This is a genomic window from Pantoea sp. PGP6 (assembly GCF_053474785.1).
The window spans coordinates 910,501-930,017 of record NZ_JBQBMA010000001.1 but is presented as its reverse complement, the minus strand read 5'-3'; the positions used below and the strand labels follow the sequence as shown (position 1 = coordinate 930,017).

The 19,517-nt window shown below is 54.9% G+C and carries 15 protein-coding genes; 4 read left to right on the top strand and 11 right to left on the bottom strand.

All coding sequences use genetic code 11. The features are described from left to right. Positions 1-38: 38 nt before the first annotated feature. The 6 genes from argO to tkt form a co-directional block, all read right to left on the bottom strand. Positions 39-662 carry an arginine exporter ArgO gene (gene argO / locus ACLIBF_RS04515; RefSeq protein WP_031375763.1) on the bottom strand — a complete coding sequence of 208 codons (624 nt, stop codon included), beginning with the start codon at positions 660-662 and terminating at the stop codon, positions 39-41. A gap of 127 nt (positions 663-789) precedes the next feature. After that, positions 790-1,671, bottom strand: a complete 882-nt coding sequence (gene mscS, locus ACLIBF_RS04510) for a small-conductance mechanosensitive channel MscS (RefSeq protein WP_069728852.1) — start codon at positions 1,669-1,671, stop codon at positions 790-792. A 192-nt stretch (positions 1,672-1,863) separates the two neighbouring features. Next, positions 1,864-2,943 carry a class II fructose-bisphosphate aldolase gene (fbaA, locus tag ACLIBF_RS04505; protein WP_031375765.1) on the bottom strand — a complete coding sequence of 360 codons (1,080 nt, stop codon included), beginning with the start codon at positions 2,941-2,943 and terminating at the stop codon, positions 1,864-1,866. Positions 2,944-3,049: 106 nt separating this feature from the next. Beyond that, on the bottom strand, positions 3,050-4,213 hold the full coding sequence (pgk, locus tag ACLIBF_RS04500) for a phosphoglycerate kinase (protein ID WP_031375766.1): 1,164 nt from the start codon (positions 4,211-4,213) through the stop codon (positions 3,050-3,052). A gap of 51 nt (positions 4,214-4,264) precedes the next feature. Beyond that, entirely contained in the window at positions 4,265-5,284 is a 1,020-nt protein-coding gene (epd, locus tag ACLIBF_RS04495) for an erythrose-4-phosphate dehydrogenase (RefSeq protein ID WP_031375767.1), read from the bottom strand. 308 nt (positions 5,285-5,592) lie between these two features. Continuing rightward, complete coding sequence (gene tkt, locus ACLIBF_RS04490; protein WP_069728851.1) at positions 5,593-7,587, bottom strand: transketolase; 1,995 nt, start codon at positions 7,585-7,587, stop codon at positions 5,593-5,595. 271 nt (positions 7,588-7,858) lie between these two features. Between tkt and loiP the strand changes: the two genes are divergently transcribed. Beyond that, positions 7,859-8,614 (top strand): metalloprotease LoiP, encoded by a 756-nt coding sequence (gene loiP, locus ACLIBF_RS04485; RefSeq protein WP_031375769.1) that lies wholly within the window; start codon positions 7,859-7,861, stop codon positions 8,612-8,614. Positions 8,615-8,673: 59 nt separating this feature from the next. On the opposite strand, the gene ACLIBF_RS04480 is transcribed toward loiP, so the two are convergent. The 3 genes from ACLIBF_RS04480 to speA form a co-directional block, all read right to left on the bottom strand. Then, complete coding sequence (locus ACLIBF_RS04480) at positions 8,674-9,084, bottom strand: YidB family protein (protein WP_031375770.1); 411 nt, start codon at positions 9,082-9,084, stop codon at positions 8,674-8,676. A 218-nt stretch (positions 9,085-9,302) separates the two neighbouring features. Next, positions 9,303-10,223: an agmatinase gene (gene speB, locus ACLIBF_RS04475; protein ID WP_031375771.1), complete on the bottom strand. Its 921-nt coding sequence runs from the start codon at positions 10,221-10,223 to the stop codon at positions 9,303-9,305. Between the two features lie 170 nt (positions 10,224-10,393). After that, positions 10,394-12,370, bottom strand: a complete 1,977-nt coding sequence (speA, locus tag ACLIBF_RS04470) for a biosynthetic arginine decarboxylase (RefSeq protein WP_072051014.1) — start codon at positions 12,368-12,370, stop codon at positions 10,394-10,396. Positions 12,371-13,217: 847 nt separating this feature from the next. Here speA and metK point away from each other — a divergent pair. Next, a complete protein-coding gene (gene metK / locus ACLIBF_RS04465; protein ID WP_069728849.1) occupies positions 13,218-14,369 on the top strand; it encodes a methionine adenosyltransferase in 1,152 nt (383 codons plus the stop codon). 453 nt (positions 14,370-14,822) lie between these two features. Further along, positions 14,823-16,220 (top strand): sugar porter family MFS transporter, encoded by a 1,398-nt coding sequence (locus ACLIBF_RS04460; RefSeq protein ID WP_072051015.1) that lies wholly within the window; start codon positions 14,823-14,825, stop codon positions 16,218-16,220. 72 nt (positions 16,221-16,292) lie between these two features. On the opposite strand, the gene ACLIBF_RS04455 is transcribed toward ACLIBF_RS04460, so the two are convergent. After that, positions 16,293-17,552, bottom strand: a complete 1,260-nt coding sequence (locus ACLIBF_RS04455) for an O-antigen ligase family protein (protein ID WP_448309422.1) — start codon at positions 17,550-17,552, stop codon at positions 16,293-16,295. Next, positions 17,542-18,651, bottom strand: coding sequence for a glycosyltransferase (locus ACLIBF_RS04450; protein ID WP_448309421.1), 1,110 nt, complete (start codon positions 18,649-18,651; stop codon positions 17,542-17,544). Before ACLIBF_RS04450 ends, ACLIBF_RS04455 begins: the two co-directional genes overlap by 11 nt. 282 nt (positions 18,652-18,933) lie before the next feature. Between ACLIBF_RS04450 and ACLIBF_RS04445 the strand changes: the two genes are divergently transcribed. Beyond that, the gene (locus tag ACLIBF_RS04445) at positions 18,934-19,446 is read left to right on the top strand and encodes a SprT family zinc-dependent metalloprotease (protein ID WP_082097610.1); all 513 of its coding nucleotides are present in this window, start codon (positions 18,934-18,936) and stop codon (positions 19,444-19,446) included. Positions 19,447-19,517: the final 71 nt, after the last annotated feature.

Here is a 19,517-nt window from a genome sequence, read left to right as displayed (position 1 = left end):
CTCAGCGCGGCAATTACCGCAGCCTGTTCGGGTGAAGTTTAAAAACCGGCGAGTCCCTGACGCGCCAGTTGCAGGGCAATAAACCACATCACCACCCCGACCAGCAGGTTAATAATGCGCTGTGCTCTGGCGGTGCGCAGCCGTGGTGATAGCCAGGCGGCCAGCAGCGCCAGGCCAAAAAACCACAGGATAGAGGCGCTGATGGTGCCCATGGCGAACCACTGGCGGGCGGTCGTGGTGGGTAGCTGACCGCCCAGACTTCCCAGTACCACGAAGGTATCGAGATAGACGTGCGGATTCAGCCAGGTCACTGCCAGCAGCGTGGCGATAATCCGCGCCCTTCCCTGCTTCAGCGGCTGGCCGTCGGCTAAATCAACGCTGCCGCTAAAAGCAGTACGCAGCGCGCCCCAGCCATACCACAGCAGAAAAGCCACCCCGGCCCAGGTGATCAGCATCAACAGCAATGGCGACTGGTTCAGCAAGGCGCTGCCGCCGAAGATACCACCGCAGATCAGCACAATATCGCTCAGTGCGCACAGTGAGGCGGTCATCAAATGATACTGGCGTTTTACGCCCTGATTCATCACGAACGCGTTTTGAGGCCCCAGCGGCAGGATGAGCGCAGCACCAAGAGCAAGCCCTTGAAAATAGAGAGTCAGCACCGGATTAAGTCCCGAGAAAGTTAAGATGGGACGCAGTATAAAGAGGCTGGATGATTAGCGGAAATTGAAATAATTAATCTGTAATTAGAGAAATTAATGGGCAACGGTTGCCGCCCATTGAGAGAGATTACTGTGGCTGAGCCGGAGATGACACTGCGTCAGACGGTGTTTGCTGATGCAGATGCACATCCAGCTGCGGATAAGGAATGCCGATCTCTTTGGCATCCAGCGCCCGCTTGAAGTTCTTCAGCAGGTCCCAGTAGACGTTCTGCAGATCGCCGCTGTTGCTCCAGCAACGCACCACAAAGTTCATTGAAGAGGCAGCCAGCTCGTTCAGGCCAATCTGAATGCCCATCTCTTTCAGCACCCGGCTATCGGCTTCAACTACCTGCTGCAGTAATGCGATCACCTCATCAACATCCGCATCGTAAGCAACGCCAATGATGAACTCATTACGGCGGATCGGTTCACGAGAGAAGTTGACGATGTTCCCACTGATAATCTTGCCGTTCGGCACCACCACCACTTTGCCATCGGCCGTTTTCAGGGTGGTTGAGAAGATCTGCACCTGCTGTACCGTGCCCATTACGCCGCCCAGATCGACGAACTCGCCGGTGCGGAACGGACGGAAAGTCACCAGCAATACGCCGGCTGCCAGGTTAGAGAGCGATCCCTGCAGCGCCAGACCAACGGCCAGACCCGCCGCACCCAGTACCGCAATTACCGAAGCGGTCTGGACCCCAATCCGTCCCAATGCCGCGATAATGGTGAAGGCAATCACCCCGTAACGGACCAGCGCAGAGAGAAAGTCAGCCACGGTGGCATCAATGTGTCGTGCGCGCAGCAGACGGTTTACGGTGTTAGAAATGATGCGGGCGATGATCATCCCGACGATAATGATGGCGATAGCCGCCACAATATTGACGGCATAGCTGAGGATCAGCGCCTGATTGCGCACCAGCCAGCTGCCTGCGTTCGTTAAGCCATCGACGACGTGTAAATCTTCCATTAATAAGCCCTGTAATTGGATTCCCGCCGGGAATAAACAAAAACTGCCAGATGTAATCCGACACCCCGTGATCTAGGGTAATCAATTATTGTTTGAAGCGCCAAACAGCGGGTCGTTTAACCGCAATTTTCTGCCGCAGATGCATAAAAAAAGGCCCTTTCGGGCCTTTTTTGTACGCTAACTCACTGACTATTACAGTACGTCGACAGCGTTAAGCTCTTTGAAAGCCTGCTCCAGACGGACCACCATAGAGGCCTGGGCTGAACGCAGCCAGACGCGTGGGTCGTAGTATTTTTTGTTCGGCTTGTCAGCGCCTTCCGGGTTACCCAGCTGCGACTGCAGATAGCCTTCGTTCTTTTTGTAATACTGCAGGATGCCGTCCCAGGTCGCCCATTGGGTATCGGTATCGATGTTCATCTTGATCACGCCGTAGCTGATAGACTCTTCGATTTCTGCAGCAGAAGAACCTGAACCACCGTGGAAAACGAAGTCCAGCGCGTTGTGCGGCAGACCGTGTTTTTCACACACGTATTTCTGCGAATCACGCAGAATGGTTGGGGTCAGTTTCACGTTGCCTGGCTTGTAAACGCCGTGCACGTTACCGAATGATGCCGCGATGGTGAAGCGCGGGCTGATGGCATTCAGTTTTTCGTAGGCGTAGTTAACATCTTCTGGCTGGGTGTAAAGTGCAGACGCGTCCATGTGGCTGTTGTCGACGCCATCTTCTTCACCACCGGTGCAGCCCAGTTCGATTTCCAGCGTCATGTCGATTTTCGCCATGCGCGCCAGGTACTTGCTGCTGATTTCGATGTTTTCTTCCAGTGATTCTTCAGACAGGTCGATCATGTGAGAAGAGAACAGTGGCTTACCGGTTTTCTTGAAGTGCTCTTCGCCTGCGTCCAGCAGACCGTCGATCCACGGCAGCAGTTTCTTGGCACAGTGGTCAGTATGCAGGATAACCGGCACGCCGTATTGTTCTGCCATCAGGTGCACGTGGTGTGCGCCAGCGATAGCACCGAAAATGGCTGCGCCCTGTGGCTTGTCGGTTTTGAAACCTTTACCGGCGATAAACGCGGCACCGCCGTTAGAGAACTGGATGATGATCGGCGCTTTCACTTTCGCCGCTGCTTCCAGTGCCGCATTGATTGAGTCGCTACCGACGCAGTTTACCGCTGGCAGTGCGAATTTGTTCTCTTTCGCAACTTTGAAGATCTTCTGTACGTCATCACCAGTGACAACGCCGGGTTTTACGAAATCAAAAATTTTAGACATGATTGTGTCCTGTTTCGTGACCGTTGATCCCCTGTGGGGACCTCGATTTAAACGCCCTGACGGGCAAGACTTCAGGCGATGCCACCCGACATCGCCCCCCAAAGGATTACTGCTTCGCACGCTCTTCCAGCATGGCAACGGCTGGCAGTTTTTTGCCTTCCACGAACTCGAGGAACGCGCCGCCGCCGGTCGAGATGTAGGAAATTTTATCTTCGATACCGAACAGGTCGATGGCCGCTAAGGTGTCACCGCCGCCTGCGACAGAGAACGCTTCGCTGTCGGCAATTGCGTTCGCCACGATTTCGGTGCCTTTACGGAAGTTCGGGAACTCAAAGACGCCAACCGGACCGTTCCACAGGATGGTTTTTGCCTCCTTCAGAATGGCGGCCATTGCCTGAGCGGTTTCATCACCGAAGTCCATAATCTCTTCGTTATCCGCCACTTCCGAAACCTTTTTCACGGTTGCCGGGGCAGTTTCAGAGAATTCCGTGCCAACGCGTGAATCGGTTGGAACCGGGATGCCGTACTGGTCACGCAGGCCTTTAGCCGCTTCAACGAAGTCTGGCTCATACAGCGATTTACCGACGTTGTTGTCGATAGCCACGAAGGTGTTAGCGATGCCGCCACCGACGATGACGGTGTCAGCAATTTTCACCAGCGACTGCAGTACGTCGAATTTAGTCGACACTTTAGAACCGCCCACTACAGCGACCAGCGGACGCTCCGGGTTGCTCATCACTTTACCCAGTGCTTCCAGTTCTGCAGACAGCAGCGGACCGGCACAGGCGATTGGGGCAAATTTGCCGACGCCGTGGGTAGAAGCCTGCGCACGGTGTGCGGTACCGAACGCATCCATCACGAACACGTCGCACAGGGCTGCGTATTTTTTAGACAGCGCTTCGTCATCTTTCTTTTCGCCTTTGTTAAAGCGAACGTTTTCCAGCACCACCAGTTCGCCAGCGCCGACTTCAACGCCGTCGAGGTAATCTTTTGCCAGGGTCACATTGGTGCCGCTCAGCTTCTCTTTCAGGTAGTTAACTACCGGCAGCAGCGAGAACTCTTCAGTGTATTCACCTTCGGTCGGACGACCCAGGTGAGAGGTAACCATCACTTTCGCGCCCTGTTTCAACGCCGCTTCGATGGTAGGCAGAGAAGCACGGATACGTGCATCTGACGTCACTTTCCCTTCTTTCACTGGTACGTTGAGATCGGCGCGGATCAGAACGCGTTTGCCAGCAAGATCCAGATCGGTCATCTTAATTACAGACATGGTGAACCCTCTCGTTGATTCTCATAAGTTTTGCCAGGCGCAAACCGCGCCCTACCTGAAACCGCTTGCGGCCATTGCTAACGTCGTGTCGAGCATTCGGTTAGCAAAGCCCCATTCGTTATCACACCAGACCAGGGTCTTGATCAGGTGTTGACCACTGACCCGCGTTTGGGTGCCGTCCACAATGGCACTGTGCGGATCATGATTAAAATCGACTGAGACTAACGGTAATTCCGTATAGTCAACTATACCACGAAATGCCCCTTCTGCCGCGCTTTGCAACAAGGCGTTAACTTCGCACGCCCTGACCGACTGGCGTACAGAAACGCTGAGATCAATCGCCGTCACGTTAATCGTTGGCACGCGCACGGCAATCGCCTCAAAGCGATCGTTGAATTTCGGAAAAATACGGGTAATGCCGGCCGCCAGACGGGTATCCACCGGAATGATCGATTGGCTGGCAGCCCGGGTACGACGCAGATCGCTGTGATAGGCATCGATCACCTGCTGATCGTGCATCGCTGAATGGATGGTAGTCACGGTGCCGGACTCAATGCCAAACGCGTCATCCAGCAGTTTGATCACCGGAATAATGCAGTTGGTGGTGCAGGAGGCGTTCGAGACGATGCAGTCAGTCGCTTTCAGCCACTGCTGGTTGACGCCATACACCACCGTGGCATCGAGATCGTTGCCGCCCGGATGCGAGAACAGCACTTTTTTCGCGCCCGCCTGCAGATGCGCTTCGCCATCGGCGCGCGAACCGTAGACACCAGTACAATCCAGCACCACGTCGACGTCGAGTTCGCGCCACGGCAGATCGGCAATCTCAGCACGGTGTAAAATGCGCAGGGTATCGCCGCCGACCCACATCACGTCGCGTTCCTGCCGCACATCAAAGGCAAAACGGCCGTGGCTGGTGTCATATTTCAGCAGATGCGCCATACCGGTCGCTTCGGCCAGCTCATTGATGGCAACGACGGTGATCTCAGCACGACGGCCGGTTTCATACAGCGCACGCAATACGTTGCGTCCAATACGGCCAAAACCATTTATTGCTACCCGTATGGTCATCTCTCTCCTGCCACGTCAGACGGAAAAAACGTGCCGTTAGCCTGAGCGCTTCGCTGTAGTTTGTACAGGAGATTCTTACCCGGCATTGTCTGAAACCGGGGCGATCTGCCCGGCAACTGAAACGGTTCAGCCACAATAAAGGATGGGAGGAATAACAGGAATGATTGTGATCAATCGGACTGCGTATATTTGGATCTGCGTCACAAAACGACGCAAAAGATAGTTATTACTACAGGAATAAAAACGAAAGGGACGCCTGAGGCGTCCTCTGATTTTAATCAGGCGGGTGTGAACCCGCCTGACTGATGTTACGCCAGCAGCGCTTTCGCTTTGGCGACAACGTTATCGACGGTGAAGCCGAACATTTCGAACAGCTGATCGGCCGGTGCTGATTCGCCGAAGCTGGTCATGCCGACGATAGCGCCGTTCAGACCGGTATATTTGAACCAGTAATCAGCGATACCCGCTTCGATAGCTACGCGTGCGCTGACCGCTTTCGGCAGCACAGATTCACGGTAAGCATCGCTCTGCTTGTCGAACGCATCGGTTGATGGCATAGAGACCACGCGCACCTGACGACCTTCGCTGGTGAGTTTATCCCAGGCACCGACCGCCAGTTCAACTTCTGAACCGGTAGCGATCAGGATCAGTTCAGGCGTCGCGTCGCAATCTTTCAGTACGTAGCCACCGCGCGCCACGTTAGCCAGTTGCTCAGTGCTGCGCTCCTGCTGCGCCAGATTCTGACGCGAGAAGATCAGCGCTGTCGGGCCATCTTTACGCTCAATGGCATATTTCCATGCCACCGCCGATTCAACCTGGTCACACGGACGCCACAGGCTCATGTTCGGCGTGGTGCGCAGGCTGGCCATCTGCTCTACCGGCTGGTGAGTCGGGCCATCTTCGCCCAGACCGATTGAGTCGTGGGTGTAAACCATGATCTGACGGATCTTCATCAGTGCCGCCATACGCGCCGCGTTACGCGCATATTCAACGAACATCAGGAAAGTAGCGGTGTACGGCAGGAAACCGCCGTGCAGTGCCAGACCGTTAGCAATCGCGGTCATACCGAATTCACGCACGCCGTAGTGGATGTAGTTACCCGCGGCGTCTTCGTTGATCGGCTTAGAGCCAGACCAGATAGTCAGGTTGCTTGGCGCCAGATCGGCTGATCCACCCAGATATTCTGGCAGGATTTTACCAAAGGCTTCGATGGCATTCTGTGACGCTTTACGGCTGGCGATTTTAGCCGGGTTAGCCTGCAGTTGTTCGATAAACTTCTGCGACTCCTGCTGCCAGTTAGCCGGCAGCTCATTGCTGACGCGACGTTTGAACTCGGCGGCCAGCTCAGGGTGTGCCTGAGCGTAAGCGGCGAATTTCTTATCCCAGGCCGCTTCTTTTGCCTGGCCCGCTTCTTTAGCGTCCCACTCGGCGTAGATATCAGAGGGAATAACGAAAGGAGCATGTTCCCAGCCCAGCTGTTTGCGGGTCAGTGCCACTTCATCATCGCCCAGCGGGGCACCGTGCGAGTCATGGGTGCCCGCTTTGTTCGGTGAACCGAAACCAATAACGGTTTTGCACATCAGCAGCGACGGCTTATCGCTGACGCTTTTCGCTTCGTCGATCGCTTTAGCAATCGCATCAGCATCATGACCATCTACGCCACGCACCACGTGCCAGCCGTAGGCTTCAAAGCGTTTTGCCGTGTCATCAGTGAACCAGCCATCAATATGACCGTCGATAGAGATACCGTTGTCATCATAAAACGCCACCAGTTTGCCCAGTTTAAGGGTACCGGCCAGTGAGCAGACTTCGTGTGAAATACCTTCCATCATGCAGCCATCACCCATGAAGACATAGGTATTGTGGTCTACGATGTCATGGCCCGGACGGTTGAACTGTGCCGCCAGCGTGCGTTCAGCAATGGCGAAACCGACCGCGTTAGCGATGCCCTGCCCCAGCGGACCGGTGGTAGTTTCAACGCCTGCGGTGTAGCCATATTCTGGATGACCTGGAGTTTTTGAGTGCAGCTGACGGAAGTTTTCCAGCTCGCTGATCGGCAGATCGTAGCCGGTGAGGTGCAGCAGGCTATAAATCAGCATGGAGCCGTGACCGTTGGAGAGCACGAAGCGGTCGCGGTCGGCCCACAGCGGATTAGTTGGGTTGTGATTCAGGTAGCCGCGCCACAGAACTTCAGCGATGTCCGCCATGCCCATCGGGGCACCCGGATGTCCCGATTTAGCTTTCTGTACTGCATCCATACTTAACGCGCGAATGGCGTTGGCAAGCTCTTTACGAGAGGGCATTTTCTACTCCAGGTCGGATTAATGCTTCGCACCTTAACTTATTGTTATTAATCAGTTATCGGGCAAAACAAGGAAAAAGTTGCAGATCAATGTACATGAAAAACATGGCAAAAGTACATGCTGTAAAACGCTAAATGTGCCCGCTTCGTCTGGCTTTTCCGGCGATGTCTGCTAGCAAAGCGCTGAGTGGCGCGCTATAACCGAAGGGTTTAATCACCTGGCAATGTTTCAGGTGTTTGTTTTTCTTACCTTGTTATTAATGGGATACGGAATGAAAATCCAAAAAACGGTAGTAGCTCTTGGGCTGGCAACGCTGCTGAGTGGCTGTCAGGGTTTAGATAATAACGCGTTGATGCAGTCGGGCGCCCAGGCCTATCAGGCCTACACCCTGAGCGATGATCAGGTGAAGCAGCTGAGCGATCAATCCTGTGAGCAGATGGACAAAGAGAATCAGGTTGCACCCGCCAACAGTGAATATCAGCAGCGTCTGAATAAAATTGCCGCCGCGCTGGGCGATAACATCAATGGCGTGCCGGCTAACTACAAGGTTTATCAGACCAAAGACGTTAACGCCTGGGCGATGGCCAATGGCTGTATTCGCGTCTATAGCGGCCTGATGGATATGATGGATGATAATGAAGTGGAAGGCGTGCTGGGCCATGAGATGGGCCACGTGGCGCTGGGCCATACCCGCAAAGCGATGCAGCTGGCGTATGCCACCACCGCCGCCCGCACGGCTGCGGCCTCTGTCGGTGGTGTGATCGGTTCGCTGTCGCAGTCGCAGCTCGGCGAACTGGGCGAAAAACTGGTCAATGCCCAGTTCTCACAGACGCAGGAAAGCCAGGCTGATGATTACTCTTACGATCTGATGAAGAAGCGCAACATCGATCCAATGGGTCTGGCGACCAGTTTCGAGAAGCTGGCAAAACTTGAGCAGGGACGCCAGAGCTCGATGTTTGATTCGCACCCGGCGTCTGAGGCGCGCGCCCAGCACATCCGCGAGCGCATTGCAGCAGACAGCAAATAATCTTCACCTGCGGAGCGCGTACCCGGTGCGCGCTTTCGCCCGCTGAGTCAGGCAGATCGCTAACGCTTGAATATCTGATCCACCATCGAGCCTAAATCCAGCTTATTGTCGTGCAGCGCCTGCTCATCCATCCGTCCCTGCGGCGACATTTTATCGATCAACTGTGGCAGCAGCGCCGCCAGCGTGCCCGATGCGCCTTTGACGTCGGTGCCAAGCTTATCCGCCAGTGACTGCAGTTCCTCCTGACCAAAGGCCGACTGAATCTCGCTGTGGCCCACCGGATGATTATCGCCGGTGCCGATCCACGAGCTGAATATCTCGCCTAATCCCCCCTGCTGGAACTTATGCAGCAGTACCTCAATACCGCCCTGCTCCTGCACCCAGTGCCAGACCGCCTGCAACTGCCCGGGCGGGTGCCCTTCACTCTGACCGCCGTCCAGTGCGCCTGCCAGTTCATCAAGAAAGCCCATGGTCATCTCCACTCTGCGATTTTTACGCTGTAAGTTTAGTTGCAGATAGCGGTTCGCGCCTGGCGGACCTGAAGGAGATAATCGGGGTTTAAAGCAGGGGATGGTGCAGAGGGCGTGACGTGTGGTGACGATCAAAGCGGCGTCCACCCGACAGGCAGAACGCCGCTTTCAGTGCTGACAAGCTGGCCGGGCTTACGCAGTCCGGCCAGCGTGGCGCATCAGCCTTTATTTACCGCCTGCACGTGCAGCATATCCAGTGCCAGAGTGGCCGCGGCCAGCGCAGTCAGGTCGGCGTGATCGTAGCCTGGCGCCACTTCCACCAGATCCATACCGACGATGTTCATGCCCTGCAGACCGCGAATCAGCTTGGTGGCTTTATCGGTGGTCAGTCCGCCAATGACCGGCGTACCGGTGCCCGGCGCGTGTGCCGGATCGAGGCAGTCGATATCGAAGGTCAGATAGACCGGCAGATCGCCCACGGTGCGTTTCACTTCGGCCAGAATGTCATCGACACTGCGATCGTTAACCTGCGCCGCATCCAGCACGTTGAAGCCAAGGCTCTTATCAAACTCGGTACGGATACCGATCTGAACTGAGTGTTGTGGATCGATCAGACCTTCTTTCGGCGCGGTGAAGAACATGGTGCCGTGGTCAAAGGTCGGGCCGTTGGAATAGGTATCGGTATGCGCATCAAAGTGAACCAGCGCCATCTTACCGAAGTGCTTCGCATGCGCGCGCAGCAGCGGCAACGTCACGTAGTGGTCGCCGCCAAAGGTCATCATGCGTTTGCCGTTCGCCAGCAGTTTTTCGGCATGCGCCTGCAGTTTGTCAGAAAGATCCTGCGAGTCACCAAAGGCATAGACCAGATCGCCACAGTCAACCACCTTCAGGCGCTGACGCAGATCGAAATCCCACGGCCAGCGGCAGCCTTCCCACGCAAGGTTGGTTGAGATCTGACGGATAGCGCCTGGGCCCAGACGGCTGCCTGGACGGCCCGATGTGGCGGCGTCAAATGGAACGCCGGTGATCACCCACTCTGCATCGCTGTCGTAAGGCTGGAAGTTGAGCGGGAAGCGCATGAAACCAAAGGCGTTTGAGACCAGGGAGTTATCGTACTGGTTGCCGAGGGTATTGTACATAGATCGTCCTCTCTGTTGGCATCAGTCGGGCCAGGCCCGCGAGCCATTAAGCTATAGATGAAAAAAATCCCCTCCGCGTCGTTAGGCCCGACGAGGAAGGGATTGTATGCGTCAGATTATCGACATTTCACCGGCAACTGCAATATGAGATTGCCGGCGATCTGAACCGATTACTCGTCTTCCAGATAGGTGTAACCGTACAGGCCGCTCTCGAATTCTTCGAGGAACTGCGCACGCAACTCGTCATCCAGATCGGAGGCCTGCACCTGATGACGGAACAGTGCCATCAGTTCGTTCGGATCGAGCTGCACGTAGCGCAGCATATCCGCCACGGTGTCGCCTTCGTCCGACAGCTGAACTTCGACGTCGCCATTCTCACGGGCATAGACATCCACCGCTTCGGTATCACCGAACAGATTGTGCATGTTGCCCAGAATTTCCTGGTAAGCGCCGACCATAAAGAAGCCCAGCATCGGCGGATTATCCACGTCATATTCTGGCATCGGCATGGTGGTGGCGATGCCGTCACCATCAACGTAGTGATCGATGGTGCCATCGGAATCACAGGTGATGTCGAGCAGCACGGCGCGGCGCTCCGGCTTCTTGTTCAGCCCTTCCAGCGGCAGTACCGGGAACAGCTGATCGATACCCCAGGCATCCGGCATCGACTGGAACAGCGAGAAGTTAACGTAGATCTTATCCGCCATCCGTTCCTGCAGTTCATCGATGATCGGACGGTGCGCACGGTTGCTCGGATCAAGATGCTGCTGAATGTAGTGGCAGATGCTCAGATAGAGCTGCTCAGCCCAGGCGCGCTGTTTCAGATCGTAGGTGCCGGACGAATAACCGGTATGGATATCAAACAGATCCATCTGGCTGTCGTGCAGCCATTCACGCAGCGAACGACGGGTGTTCGGCTCGTGCATCTCCTGCCAGGTTTCCCACATGCTGACAATCGGGCGCGGTGCATCAGCATCCGGCGTTTCCGGGTTACTGAACTCGTTACGCTCAACACCGATGATGTTAGAAACCAGAACCGTGTGGTGCGCGGTTACCGCACGTCCCGACTCGGTGATCACCGTAGGATGCTCCAGGCCGTGCTCATCACAGGCATCACCAATCGCCCAGATGACGTTGTTGGCATACTCGTTCAGGCCGTAGTTGACTGAGCAGTCAGACTGCGAGCGCGTTCCTTCGTAATCCACGCCCAGACCGCCGCCCACGTCGAAACACTTGATGTTAACGCCGAGCTTCGCCAGCTCAACGTAGAAGCGCGCCGACTCACGCACGCCTGTGGCGATGTCGCGAATGTTGGCCATCTGCGAACCGAGATGGAAGTGCAGCAGCTGCAGGCTGTCGATGCGGCCCGCTTCACGCATAATCTCTACCAGCTTCAGTACCTGGGTCGCCGACAGGCCGAATTTCGACTTTTCGCCGCCGCTCGACTGCCATTTACCCGAGCCCTGAGAGGCCAGACGGGCGCGGATGCCAAGACGCGGCACCACGTTCAGACGCTCCGCCTCTTCCAGCACCAGCCGGACTTCGGTCATTTTTTCCAGCACCAGATAGACCTTGTGGCCCATCTTCTCGCCGATCAGCGCCAGACGAATGTACTCGCGATCTTTATAGCCGTTACAGACGATCACGGTACGGGTCTGACCAGCGTGCGCCAGTACCGCCATCAGCTCAGCTTTCGAGCCTGCTTCCAGTCCCAGCGGTTCGCCAGAGTGGATCAGCGATTCGATCACGCGTTTGTGCTGGTTCACCTTGATCGGATAAACCAGGAAGTAATCACCGGTGTAGCCGTAGGATTCACGCGCACGCTTAAACGCGGCGTTAATTGAGCGCAGACGGTGTTGCAGGATCTGCGGGAAACAAAACAGTGCAGGCAGACGCTGGCCCTGCGCTTCGCGCTCTTTGACCAGCCTGGCTAAATCGACGCGCACGTCCGGGCGATCCGGATCGGGGCAGACACTGATGTGGCCCAGTTCGTTGACGTCGTAATAGTTGTTGCCCCACCAGGCAATGTTGTAGGTACGCAACATTTTGCTCGCATCCTGATCGTTCATTGCTACCTCCTGCATTGAGCGGAGTGCACCCTGTTCGCCAGCTGACGAACCCTTGATATTCTTTATGTCGTCAGACATCGCGAACCTCAATTTTCCGTTGAAAGATGAAACTGTTAACCGGCTTTCTGGCCGCTAATCTGGAAATTCGTTGCCACATTAAACGCAATGTCCTGTTCACCTGACGTTGCCGTCAGCGCGATTCACGCATGAGAGTTAAGTGTAAAACACCCTGGCCATATCCGTTGAAACCGAACGCATTTAACAGATTTGTATAAGAGGACCACGGATAACGTGCGTCGTTCAGCTGCGCACGCGCAGAGAAGAGACAAAACCGTAAGGATAGTGGTACAGATTAACCGACGCTCGTGTCGGTAAAATTACCGCATCGAACATATTGTCGGCAGGACAGAGAAAGAGATGGGAGGCAGGAGACAGCCAGCGCAGCGCCGCAGCGCGCAGAACCGCAAGAAGAGAAAACGTGGTTCATTACTCGTATCACCTCCACACATGCCAGCGGCACATGGAACACAACTGGGTGAAAGCCAGACGCGAGTCTGACGGGCGCGACGCGATCTGTGGCGTCATCCTGAATGCTGCTACCAAAGCAGCGGCGTTTTATACAGTTTACAGCTGCAAAAAGCAAAAAGATTATCGGGGAAATGCGTGGAGTGTCAGGAAATTATGCCGATAGGCCCAACAGGTAAAATGCTGAAACAGAAAAAGGGCTGGTAATTCGCTCATCCTGTAACCTAAAATAGCCGTCCAGATGGTTTTCCATCTAAACAGGTTAATATCCAGGCGGTGTTGGCCTGCTGTGCTGACACAACCTCACTGCTCGCGGCTTTGCCTGAAGGGGCGTTAAGTCAGATGATACTCACTTGCGCTATGCAGTCGAATTCAAACCATTTGTAAGGTAAAGAACAGAATGGCTAAACACCTTTTTACGTCTGAGTCCGTATCAGAAGGACATCCTGATAAAATCGCCGACCAAATCTCCGATGCGGTGCTGGATGCGATCCTCGAACAGGATCCTAAAGCACGCGTGGCCTGCGAAACTTACGTTAAAACCGGTATGGTTCTGGTTGGCGGTGAAATCACCACCAGCGCCTGGGTCGATATCGAAGAGATCACCCGTAACACCGTACGTGAAATCGGCTATGTTCATTCCGATATGGGCTTTGATGCCAACTCCTGCGCAGTATTAAGCGCGATTGGTAAACAGTCTCAGGATATCAACCAGGGCGTCGACCGCAGCGATCCGCTGGAGCAAGGCGCCGGTGACCAGGGTCTGATGTTCGGTTACGCCACCAATGAAACCGACGTGCTGATGCCTGCGCCGGTGACCTATGCGCACCGTCTGGTGCAGCGTCAGGCTGAAGTGCGTAAAAACGGCACCCTGCCGTGGCTGCGTCCGGATGCTAAGAGCCAGGTCACTTTCCAGTATGACGACGGCAAAATCGTGGGCATCGATGCGGTGGTGCTTTCGACTCAGCACGCCGAATCCATCAGCCAGAAAGATCTGCAGGAAGCGGTGATGGAAGAGATCATCAAGCCGGTTCTGCCTGCAGAATGGCTGAGCGCCTCGACCAAATATCACATCAACCCGACTGGCCGTTTTGTTATCGGTGGCCCGATGGGCGATTGCGGCCTGACCGGTCGTAAAATCATCGTTGATACCTACGGCGGCATGGCACGTCACGGCGGCGGCGCGTTCTCAGGCAAAGACCCGTCAAAAGTGGACCGTTCAGCAGCCTACGCAGCCCGTTACGTCGCGAAGAACATCGTGGCGGCCGGTCTGGCAGATCGTTGTGAAATCCAGGTCTCTTACGCGATTGGCGTGGCGGAACCTACTTCCATCATGGTTGAAACCTTCGGCACTGAGAAAGTTTCAACTGAGCAGCTGACGCTGCTGGTGCGTGAGTTCTTCGATCTGCGTCCGTATGGTCTGATTCAGATGCTCGACCTGCTGCACCCAATCTACAAAGAGACCGCTGCTTACGGTCACTTTGGTCGCGAACATTTCCCATGGGAAAAAACCGACAAAGCGGCACAGCTGCGCGAAGCCGCTGGCCTCTGATTTAAGCCGGAATGATCAAAACCCTGCCGCCGTGGCAGGGTTTTTTTATGCCTGATGCCGTTCAGTCAGCCTCAAATCCACTGTTACGCGCCCTGCCTGCAGCAAATTTTCTGATCTCAGCTACACTTCTTTTCGCCTTTTCTGACAACAAAATGTTAACGATTACAATTTGAAACGCTTTGTTTATCTGCTATTTAGGATTTACTCTACGTAGTTATTCTGCTGAAAATGCGTTATTTTCAGCGTCGTCTGATAGCCAATAAATAGAGCCTTGTCAGAAACTTAATGAGTGCTATACCTCACTGGTTAATTAACCTTTCCGGGCAAAAAATGCTGAATTTCAGGGTTTCAGCGTGTGTAAACGATTACACTGATGTGATCGGACTCACTTTTTTCGCGCAAAGAGTTTTTTAACATTGATAAAAACAATGATGGATAAACCTGGAGGCTAAAATGCCTGGCAATACACACAAGAGCAGAACATCAAATAAGGCGATGACCTTATTTGTCTGCTTTCTGGCGGCCCTTGCGGGTCTGCTGTTCGGTCTGGATATCGGCGTGATTGCCGGTGCACTGCCGTTTATCGCAAAAGACTTTAACGTTACCGCCCATCAGCAGGAGTGGATCGTCAGTTCCATGATGTTTGGTGCCGCGGTGGGTGCTATCGGCAGCGGCTGGATGTCCTCCCGCCTGGGCCGTAAAAAAAGCCTGATGGCCGGTGCGATTCTGTTCGTGATTGGTTCACTCTGGTCGGCAATGTCACCTAACCCGGAAATGCTGATCAGCGCCCGCGTCCTGCTGGGTCTGGCTGTCGGTATCGCGTCTTACACCGCCCCGCTTTACCTTTCTGAAATTGCACCAGAAAAAATTCGCGGCAGTATGATTTCGCTTTATCAGCTGATGATCACTATCGGTATCCTGGGCGCTTACCTGTCCGATACCGCATTCAGCTTTACCGGCAACTGGCGCTGGATGCTGGGCATCATCACCATTCCTGCTCTGCTGCTGCTGGTTGGCGTCTTCTTCCTGCCAAACAGCCCACGCTGGCTGGCGGCGAAAGGCAATTTCCGCGATGCGCAACGGGTGCTGGATCGTCTGCGTGACACCAGCGAACAGGCGAAGCGTGAACTGGACGAGATTCGTGAAAGCCTGAAGATTAAGCAGTCTGGCTGGGGTCTGTTTACCAGCAGCAGCCACTTCCGTCGTGCGGTCTACCTCGGCATTCTGTTGCAGGTCATGCAGCAGTTTACCGGCATGAACGTCATCATGTATTACGCACCGAAAATCTTCGAAATCGCCGGCTTTACCAATACCACTGAGCAGATGTGGGGCACGGTAATTGTTGGTCTGATCAACGTACTGGCAACCTTTATCGCTATCGGTCTGGTCGATCGCTGGGGTCGTAAACCAACCCTGATCCTCGGCTTTATGGTGATGGCAGCCGGTATGGGCGTGCTGGGTACCATGTTGCATTTCGGCATCCATTCACCGGGCGCGCAGTACTTCGCCGTGGGTATGCTGCTGATGTTTATCATTGGTTTTGCGATGTCAGCCGGTCCGCTGATTTGGGTGCTGTGTTCCGAAATTCAGCCGCTGAAAGGCCGCGACTTCGGTATCACCGTTTCCACCACCACCAACTGGATCGCTAACATGATTGTCGGTGCGACCTTCCTGACAATGCTGAACACGCTGGGCAACGCCAATACCTTCTGGGTCTACGCGCTGCTGAACCTGTTCTTCATTCTGCTAACGGTGATGCTGATTCCTGAGACCAAAAACGTCTCGCTGGAGCACATCGAACGTAACCTGATGGCCGGTAAAAAACTGCGCGACATCGGTTCACAGAATTAATCATCAAGCGTAAAAAAAACGGCGGGGTTTCTCTGGAAACCCCGCCGTTTTTATTTTATCCCTCGCCTCACGCTAGATCCGCGATGGTGCTACCGGTAGCCGTATACAGCAGAGCGCCAGCGCCATAATGAAAATGGTGGCGGTCTGGTTATAGGGCAGCACCGAATCGGTCAGTCCGGCGACAAACAGCGCCAGCAGCGGCAGCGCCACCCCACGCAGATCGCAGCGCTTCATTCCCCCCGCCAGTGCCACCAGATACAGCAACGCCAGCGACGCGGTCCCGAGCCATCCCTGCAAGGTGGTAACTTCCAGGAACTCGTTGTGCATGTTGTATTTAACGTTGGTGTAGCCTTCAAGGTTATTCGGGTAGTGCGCGGTAATAAACTGACGCGCCTGAGTAGTCCGCTCATCCGGGGTCGCAAAACCGGAATGATGCTGAATAAAGTTAACTGCCCCGCCCCAGATCGCGACCCGCGCGCCCAGCGACGTTGAACTATTGGAACCGTAGTTCTCAATATCCTGCACCCCTTCCACCCAGCGATTGCTGGTCATCAGCACCAGAACAGCCAGCAAACCCACCACCAGCACGCTGATGCGCCAGTTTTTCAGCATCGACAGACGATAGGTCTGTAACAGGAACAGCAGGCCAACCGCCACCAGGGCGATAATGGTGACCCGGGTGCCGCACAGATAGAGCAACGCAAAGGTGACGAGTAAGGCGGCCACGTCAGCAATCTTCCAGTAAGCCTGGGTCTCAAAGCCACTCAGCCAGAGCCAGGCGCAGTAGATAAACAGAATCATGTAGGAGGACATTGACGCCGCTTCGGTGGTGAGCTTAATCCGCACGTTGGCGGTATAGAGATGCTCATGAATGCCGAAGCCCAGGGAGATCAGCAATCCCAGCAGGATCAAAACTTTCCCTGCCCGCAGCGTATTGAGCGACACCTGCTGGCCGTAAATCGCCAGGCTCAACAGGACAAATGCGCCAAGCAGCAGGCGCTTAGCGCCCAGCAGATAGTTGCTGATGTTGGTGATACTGTCGCCCGAAGGGGCTGTCTCAATCGCTTTGACCTGAATCGCCCAGACCAGGCGAATCAGTGAAAAGATAATCAGCACGATAAACAGGGCGATAAAAAAGCGGTTTGGCTGAAAAGCGATTTTCCGGCGCACCAGGCCATAGGCTATCGACGCCACGGACAGGTAAGAGACAATGTAGAAGATTTTTTGTGGCAGGCCGGTGACGAACATATTCAGCGCAAGCGCCAGGCAAAGCGCGATGACAGAAAAATTCACCGCTAAGGACAATCCATTGAGTTCGGTCTTATTCGTCATGCTTAACCTCTGAGAGGCGGTTAAGCACGTCCTTCAGATGCTTCATATAATTCTCCTCATAAAAACCGGTAATGCTCTGTTTAATAAGCTGGTGATCGGGAAAGTGAACCTCCCCGCTCAGGGCACTGAGAATGGCAGCCAGCGCTACGCTGTCATTTTTTTGGTACAGTTGACCGTTGATGCCTGGCTTAATGATTTCCGCCGGTCCACTGACGCAGTCAGAGGAGACGCAGTAAACGCCGCGTGACATCGCTTCCAGCAGGATCAGCGGGAAGCCTTCAAAGTTGGAGGTCATCACCAGGCAGGTGACCTGTTTAATCTCGCGGATCACGTAATCCCAGGCATTCTCCTGCCAGCCATGCCAGGTGATGCGATCCTGAATTCCCCGCTGCGCCACATACGCCTGGCAACGCGCCAGATCCTCTCCGTCGCCGACAATCTCCAGCGTCCACGGCACTTCAAGCAGGCTGAGCGCATCAAACAGATCTTTAAGCTGCTTCTGACGCTCGAAATGGACCCGGCCGATATATAAAAATTTCAGTTCCGCCGGCCTGCCGATCACGCTGTCGTTGCGTTTTACCGGGTTATAAATCACGTCAATATCCGCCGCGCTGGCACCCAGCTCGACCAGCTGCTGCCGGATCTGCTGACTGATGGCAAAATGGTGATCGGCGCGCAACAGATAGTGAGGACGATAACGCTCACGCGGCGGCAGGTGCATCCAGCTCGACAGCACGATTTTGCGGCCGGAGAGCGTAATCGCCCGGCGCGTCATCAGGCAGGGAATGGTGTTTAAGGTAATGACGTGATCGGGCTGGTAGCGACGAAAAAAAGCCGCCATTCGCAGCGTATGAATGAAGCTCTTTATTTTTTTATTACGCAGGGTGCAGATGCTTTCCTGTAACACCGCATTGGCGGTCCAGGCGCGTGAATGACTTTCTTCGCCGCTGTTGATGATAAACAGCCCGGCTTCGCATTCCGCGTCGGCATTCAGTGCCGTAATCAGCTGACCGGTCACGTTCTCCATCCCACCGCGTCCCGCCATCAAATCAGTGACCAGCACAATCCGTTGTTTCTTTAGGTTATTATTATCTTTCATCGCTTTATCCGTGCCCTGTGCCTTTCACCTGACCTCCATCCACCCTGCGGCGAATTTTAACCATAGGATATTCTAAAAAAGAGCATAACAATATTTAAACCAAAATTATCACCTGACAGCCGATGCGGGCGGTAGCGCCGGTTTCAGCCCGGCCGTCGCGGTGCGCACAGGCCTGACGAAGCAGCATCCGTCTACCGGCCGCCGGCGCATAAACGGCATCGGTAAGCGGCGATCTGTTCTGCCCGGTTGAGTTCCCGCGTGACGCCGATTATTCTGAGCGCCATGAAAACACCTCGTCTCCCCATAGCTCTGCAACAGGCCGTGATGCGCGCGCTGCGTCAGGCGCTGGAGCGCGCCAATCTGGCACTGAAAACGAACTATCCTGAACCGACGTTGCTCTATCAGCAGCGCGGCACCGCTGCGGGCACCGCCTGGCTGGAGCCGTGGGAAATCCGCCTTAATCCGATCCTGCTGCTGGAAAACCAGCAGGCGTTCATTGAGGAGGTGATTCCGCACGAACTGGCGCATCTGCTGGTGTGGAAGAAATTCGGTCGCGTGGCGCCGCATGGCAAAGAGTGGAAGTGGATGATGGAGCAGGTGCTGGGCGTACCGGCGCGACGTACCCATCAGTTCGAGGTGCAGTCCGTTCGTAGCCGCACCTTTGCTTATCGCTGCCAGTGCCAGCAGCATCAGCTCACGGTACGCCGTCACAATCGGATACTGCGCGGCGAGAGCGAATATCGCTGCGTTCACTGCGGCAGCCTGCTGAAAGCCGGTGAGTTTGTGCCCGCCTGAGCCGATTTCCCATTCCGCGTTATTCCGCATTCTGTTACCCTGCCGCCCTTTTTAGAGCACTGAGTAGAAAT

Excerpts from the sequence above, each read along its gene's own strand:
- mscS (WP_069728852.1), bottom strand. The coding sequence starts at position 1,671 with ATGGAAGATTTACACGTCGTCGATGGCTTAACGAACGCAGGCAGCTGG.
- fbaA (WP_031375765.1), bottom strand. The coding sequence starts at position 2,943 with ATGTCTAAAATTTTTGATTTCGTAAAACCCGGCGTTGTCACTGGTGAT.
- pgk (WP_031375766.1), bottom strand. The coding sequence starts at position 4,213 with ATGTCTGTAATTAAGATGACCGATCTGGATCTTGCTGGCAAACGCGTT.
- epd (WP_031375767.1), bottom strand. The coding sequence starts at position 5,284 with ATGACCATACGGGTAGCAATAAATGGTTTTGGCCGTATTGGACGCAAC.
- tkt (WP_069728851.1), bottom strand. The coding sequence starts at position 7,587 with ATGCCCTCTCGTAAAGAGCTTGCCAACGCCATTCGCGCGTTAAGTATG.
- loiP (WP_031375769.1), top strand. The coding sequence starts at position 7,859 with ATGAAAATCCAAAAAACGGTAGTAGCTCTTGGGCTGGCAACGCTGCTG.
- ACLIBF_RS04480 (WP_031375770.1), bottom strand. The coding sequence starts at position 9,084 with ATGGGCTTTCTTGATGAACTGGCAGGCGCACTGGACGGCGGTCAGAGT.
- speB (WP_031375771.1), bottom strand. The coding sequence starts at position 10,223 with ATGTACAATACCCTCGGCAACCAGTACGATAACTCCCTGGTCTCAAAC.
- speA (WP_072051014.1), bottom strand. The coding sequence starts at position 12,370 with ATGTCTGACGACATAAAGAATATCAAGGGTTCGTCAGCTGGCGAACAG.
- metK (WP_069728849.1), top strand. The coding sequence starts at position 13,218 with ATGGCTAAACACCTTTTTACGTCTGAGTCCGTATCAGAAGGACATCCT.
- ACLIBF_RS04460 (WP_072051015.1), top strand. The coding sequence starts at position 14,823 with ATGCCTGGCAATACACACAAGAGCAGAACATCAAATAAGGCGATGACC.
- ACLIBF_RS04455 (WP_448309422.1), bottom strand. The coding sequence starts at position 17,552 with ATGACGAATAAGACCGAACTCAATGGATTGTCCTTAGCGGTGAATTTT.
- ACLIBF_RS04450 (WP_448309421.1), bottom strand. The coding sequence starts at position 18,651 with ATGAAAGATAATAATAACCTAAAGAAACAACGGATTGTGCTGGTCACT.
- ACLIBF_RS04445 (WP_082097610.1), top strand. The coding sequence starts at position 18,934 with ATGAAAACACCTCGTCTCCCCATAGCTCTGCAACAGGCCGTGATGCGC.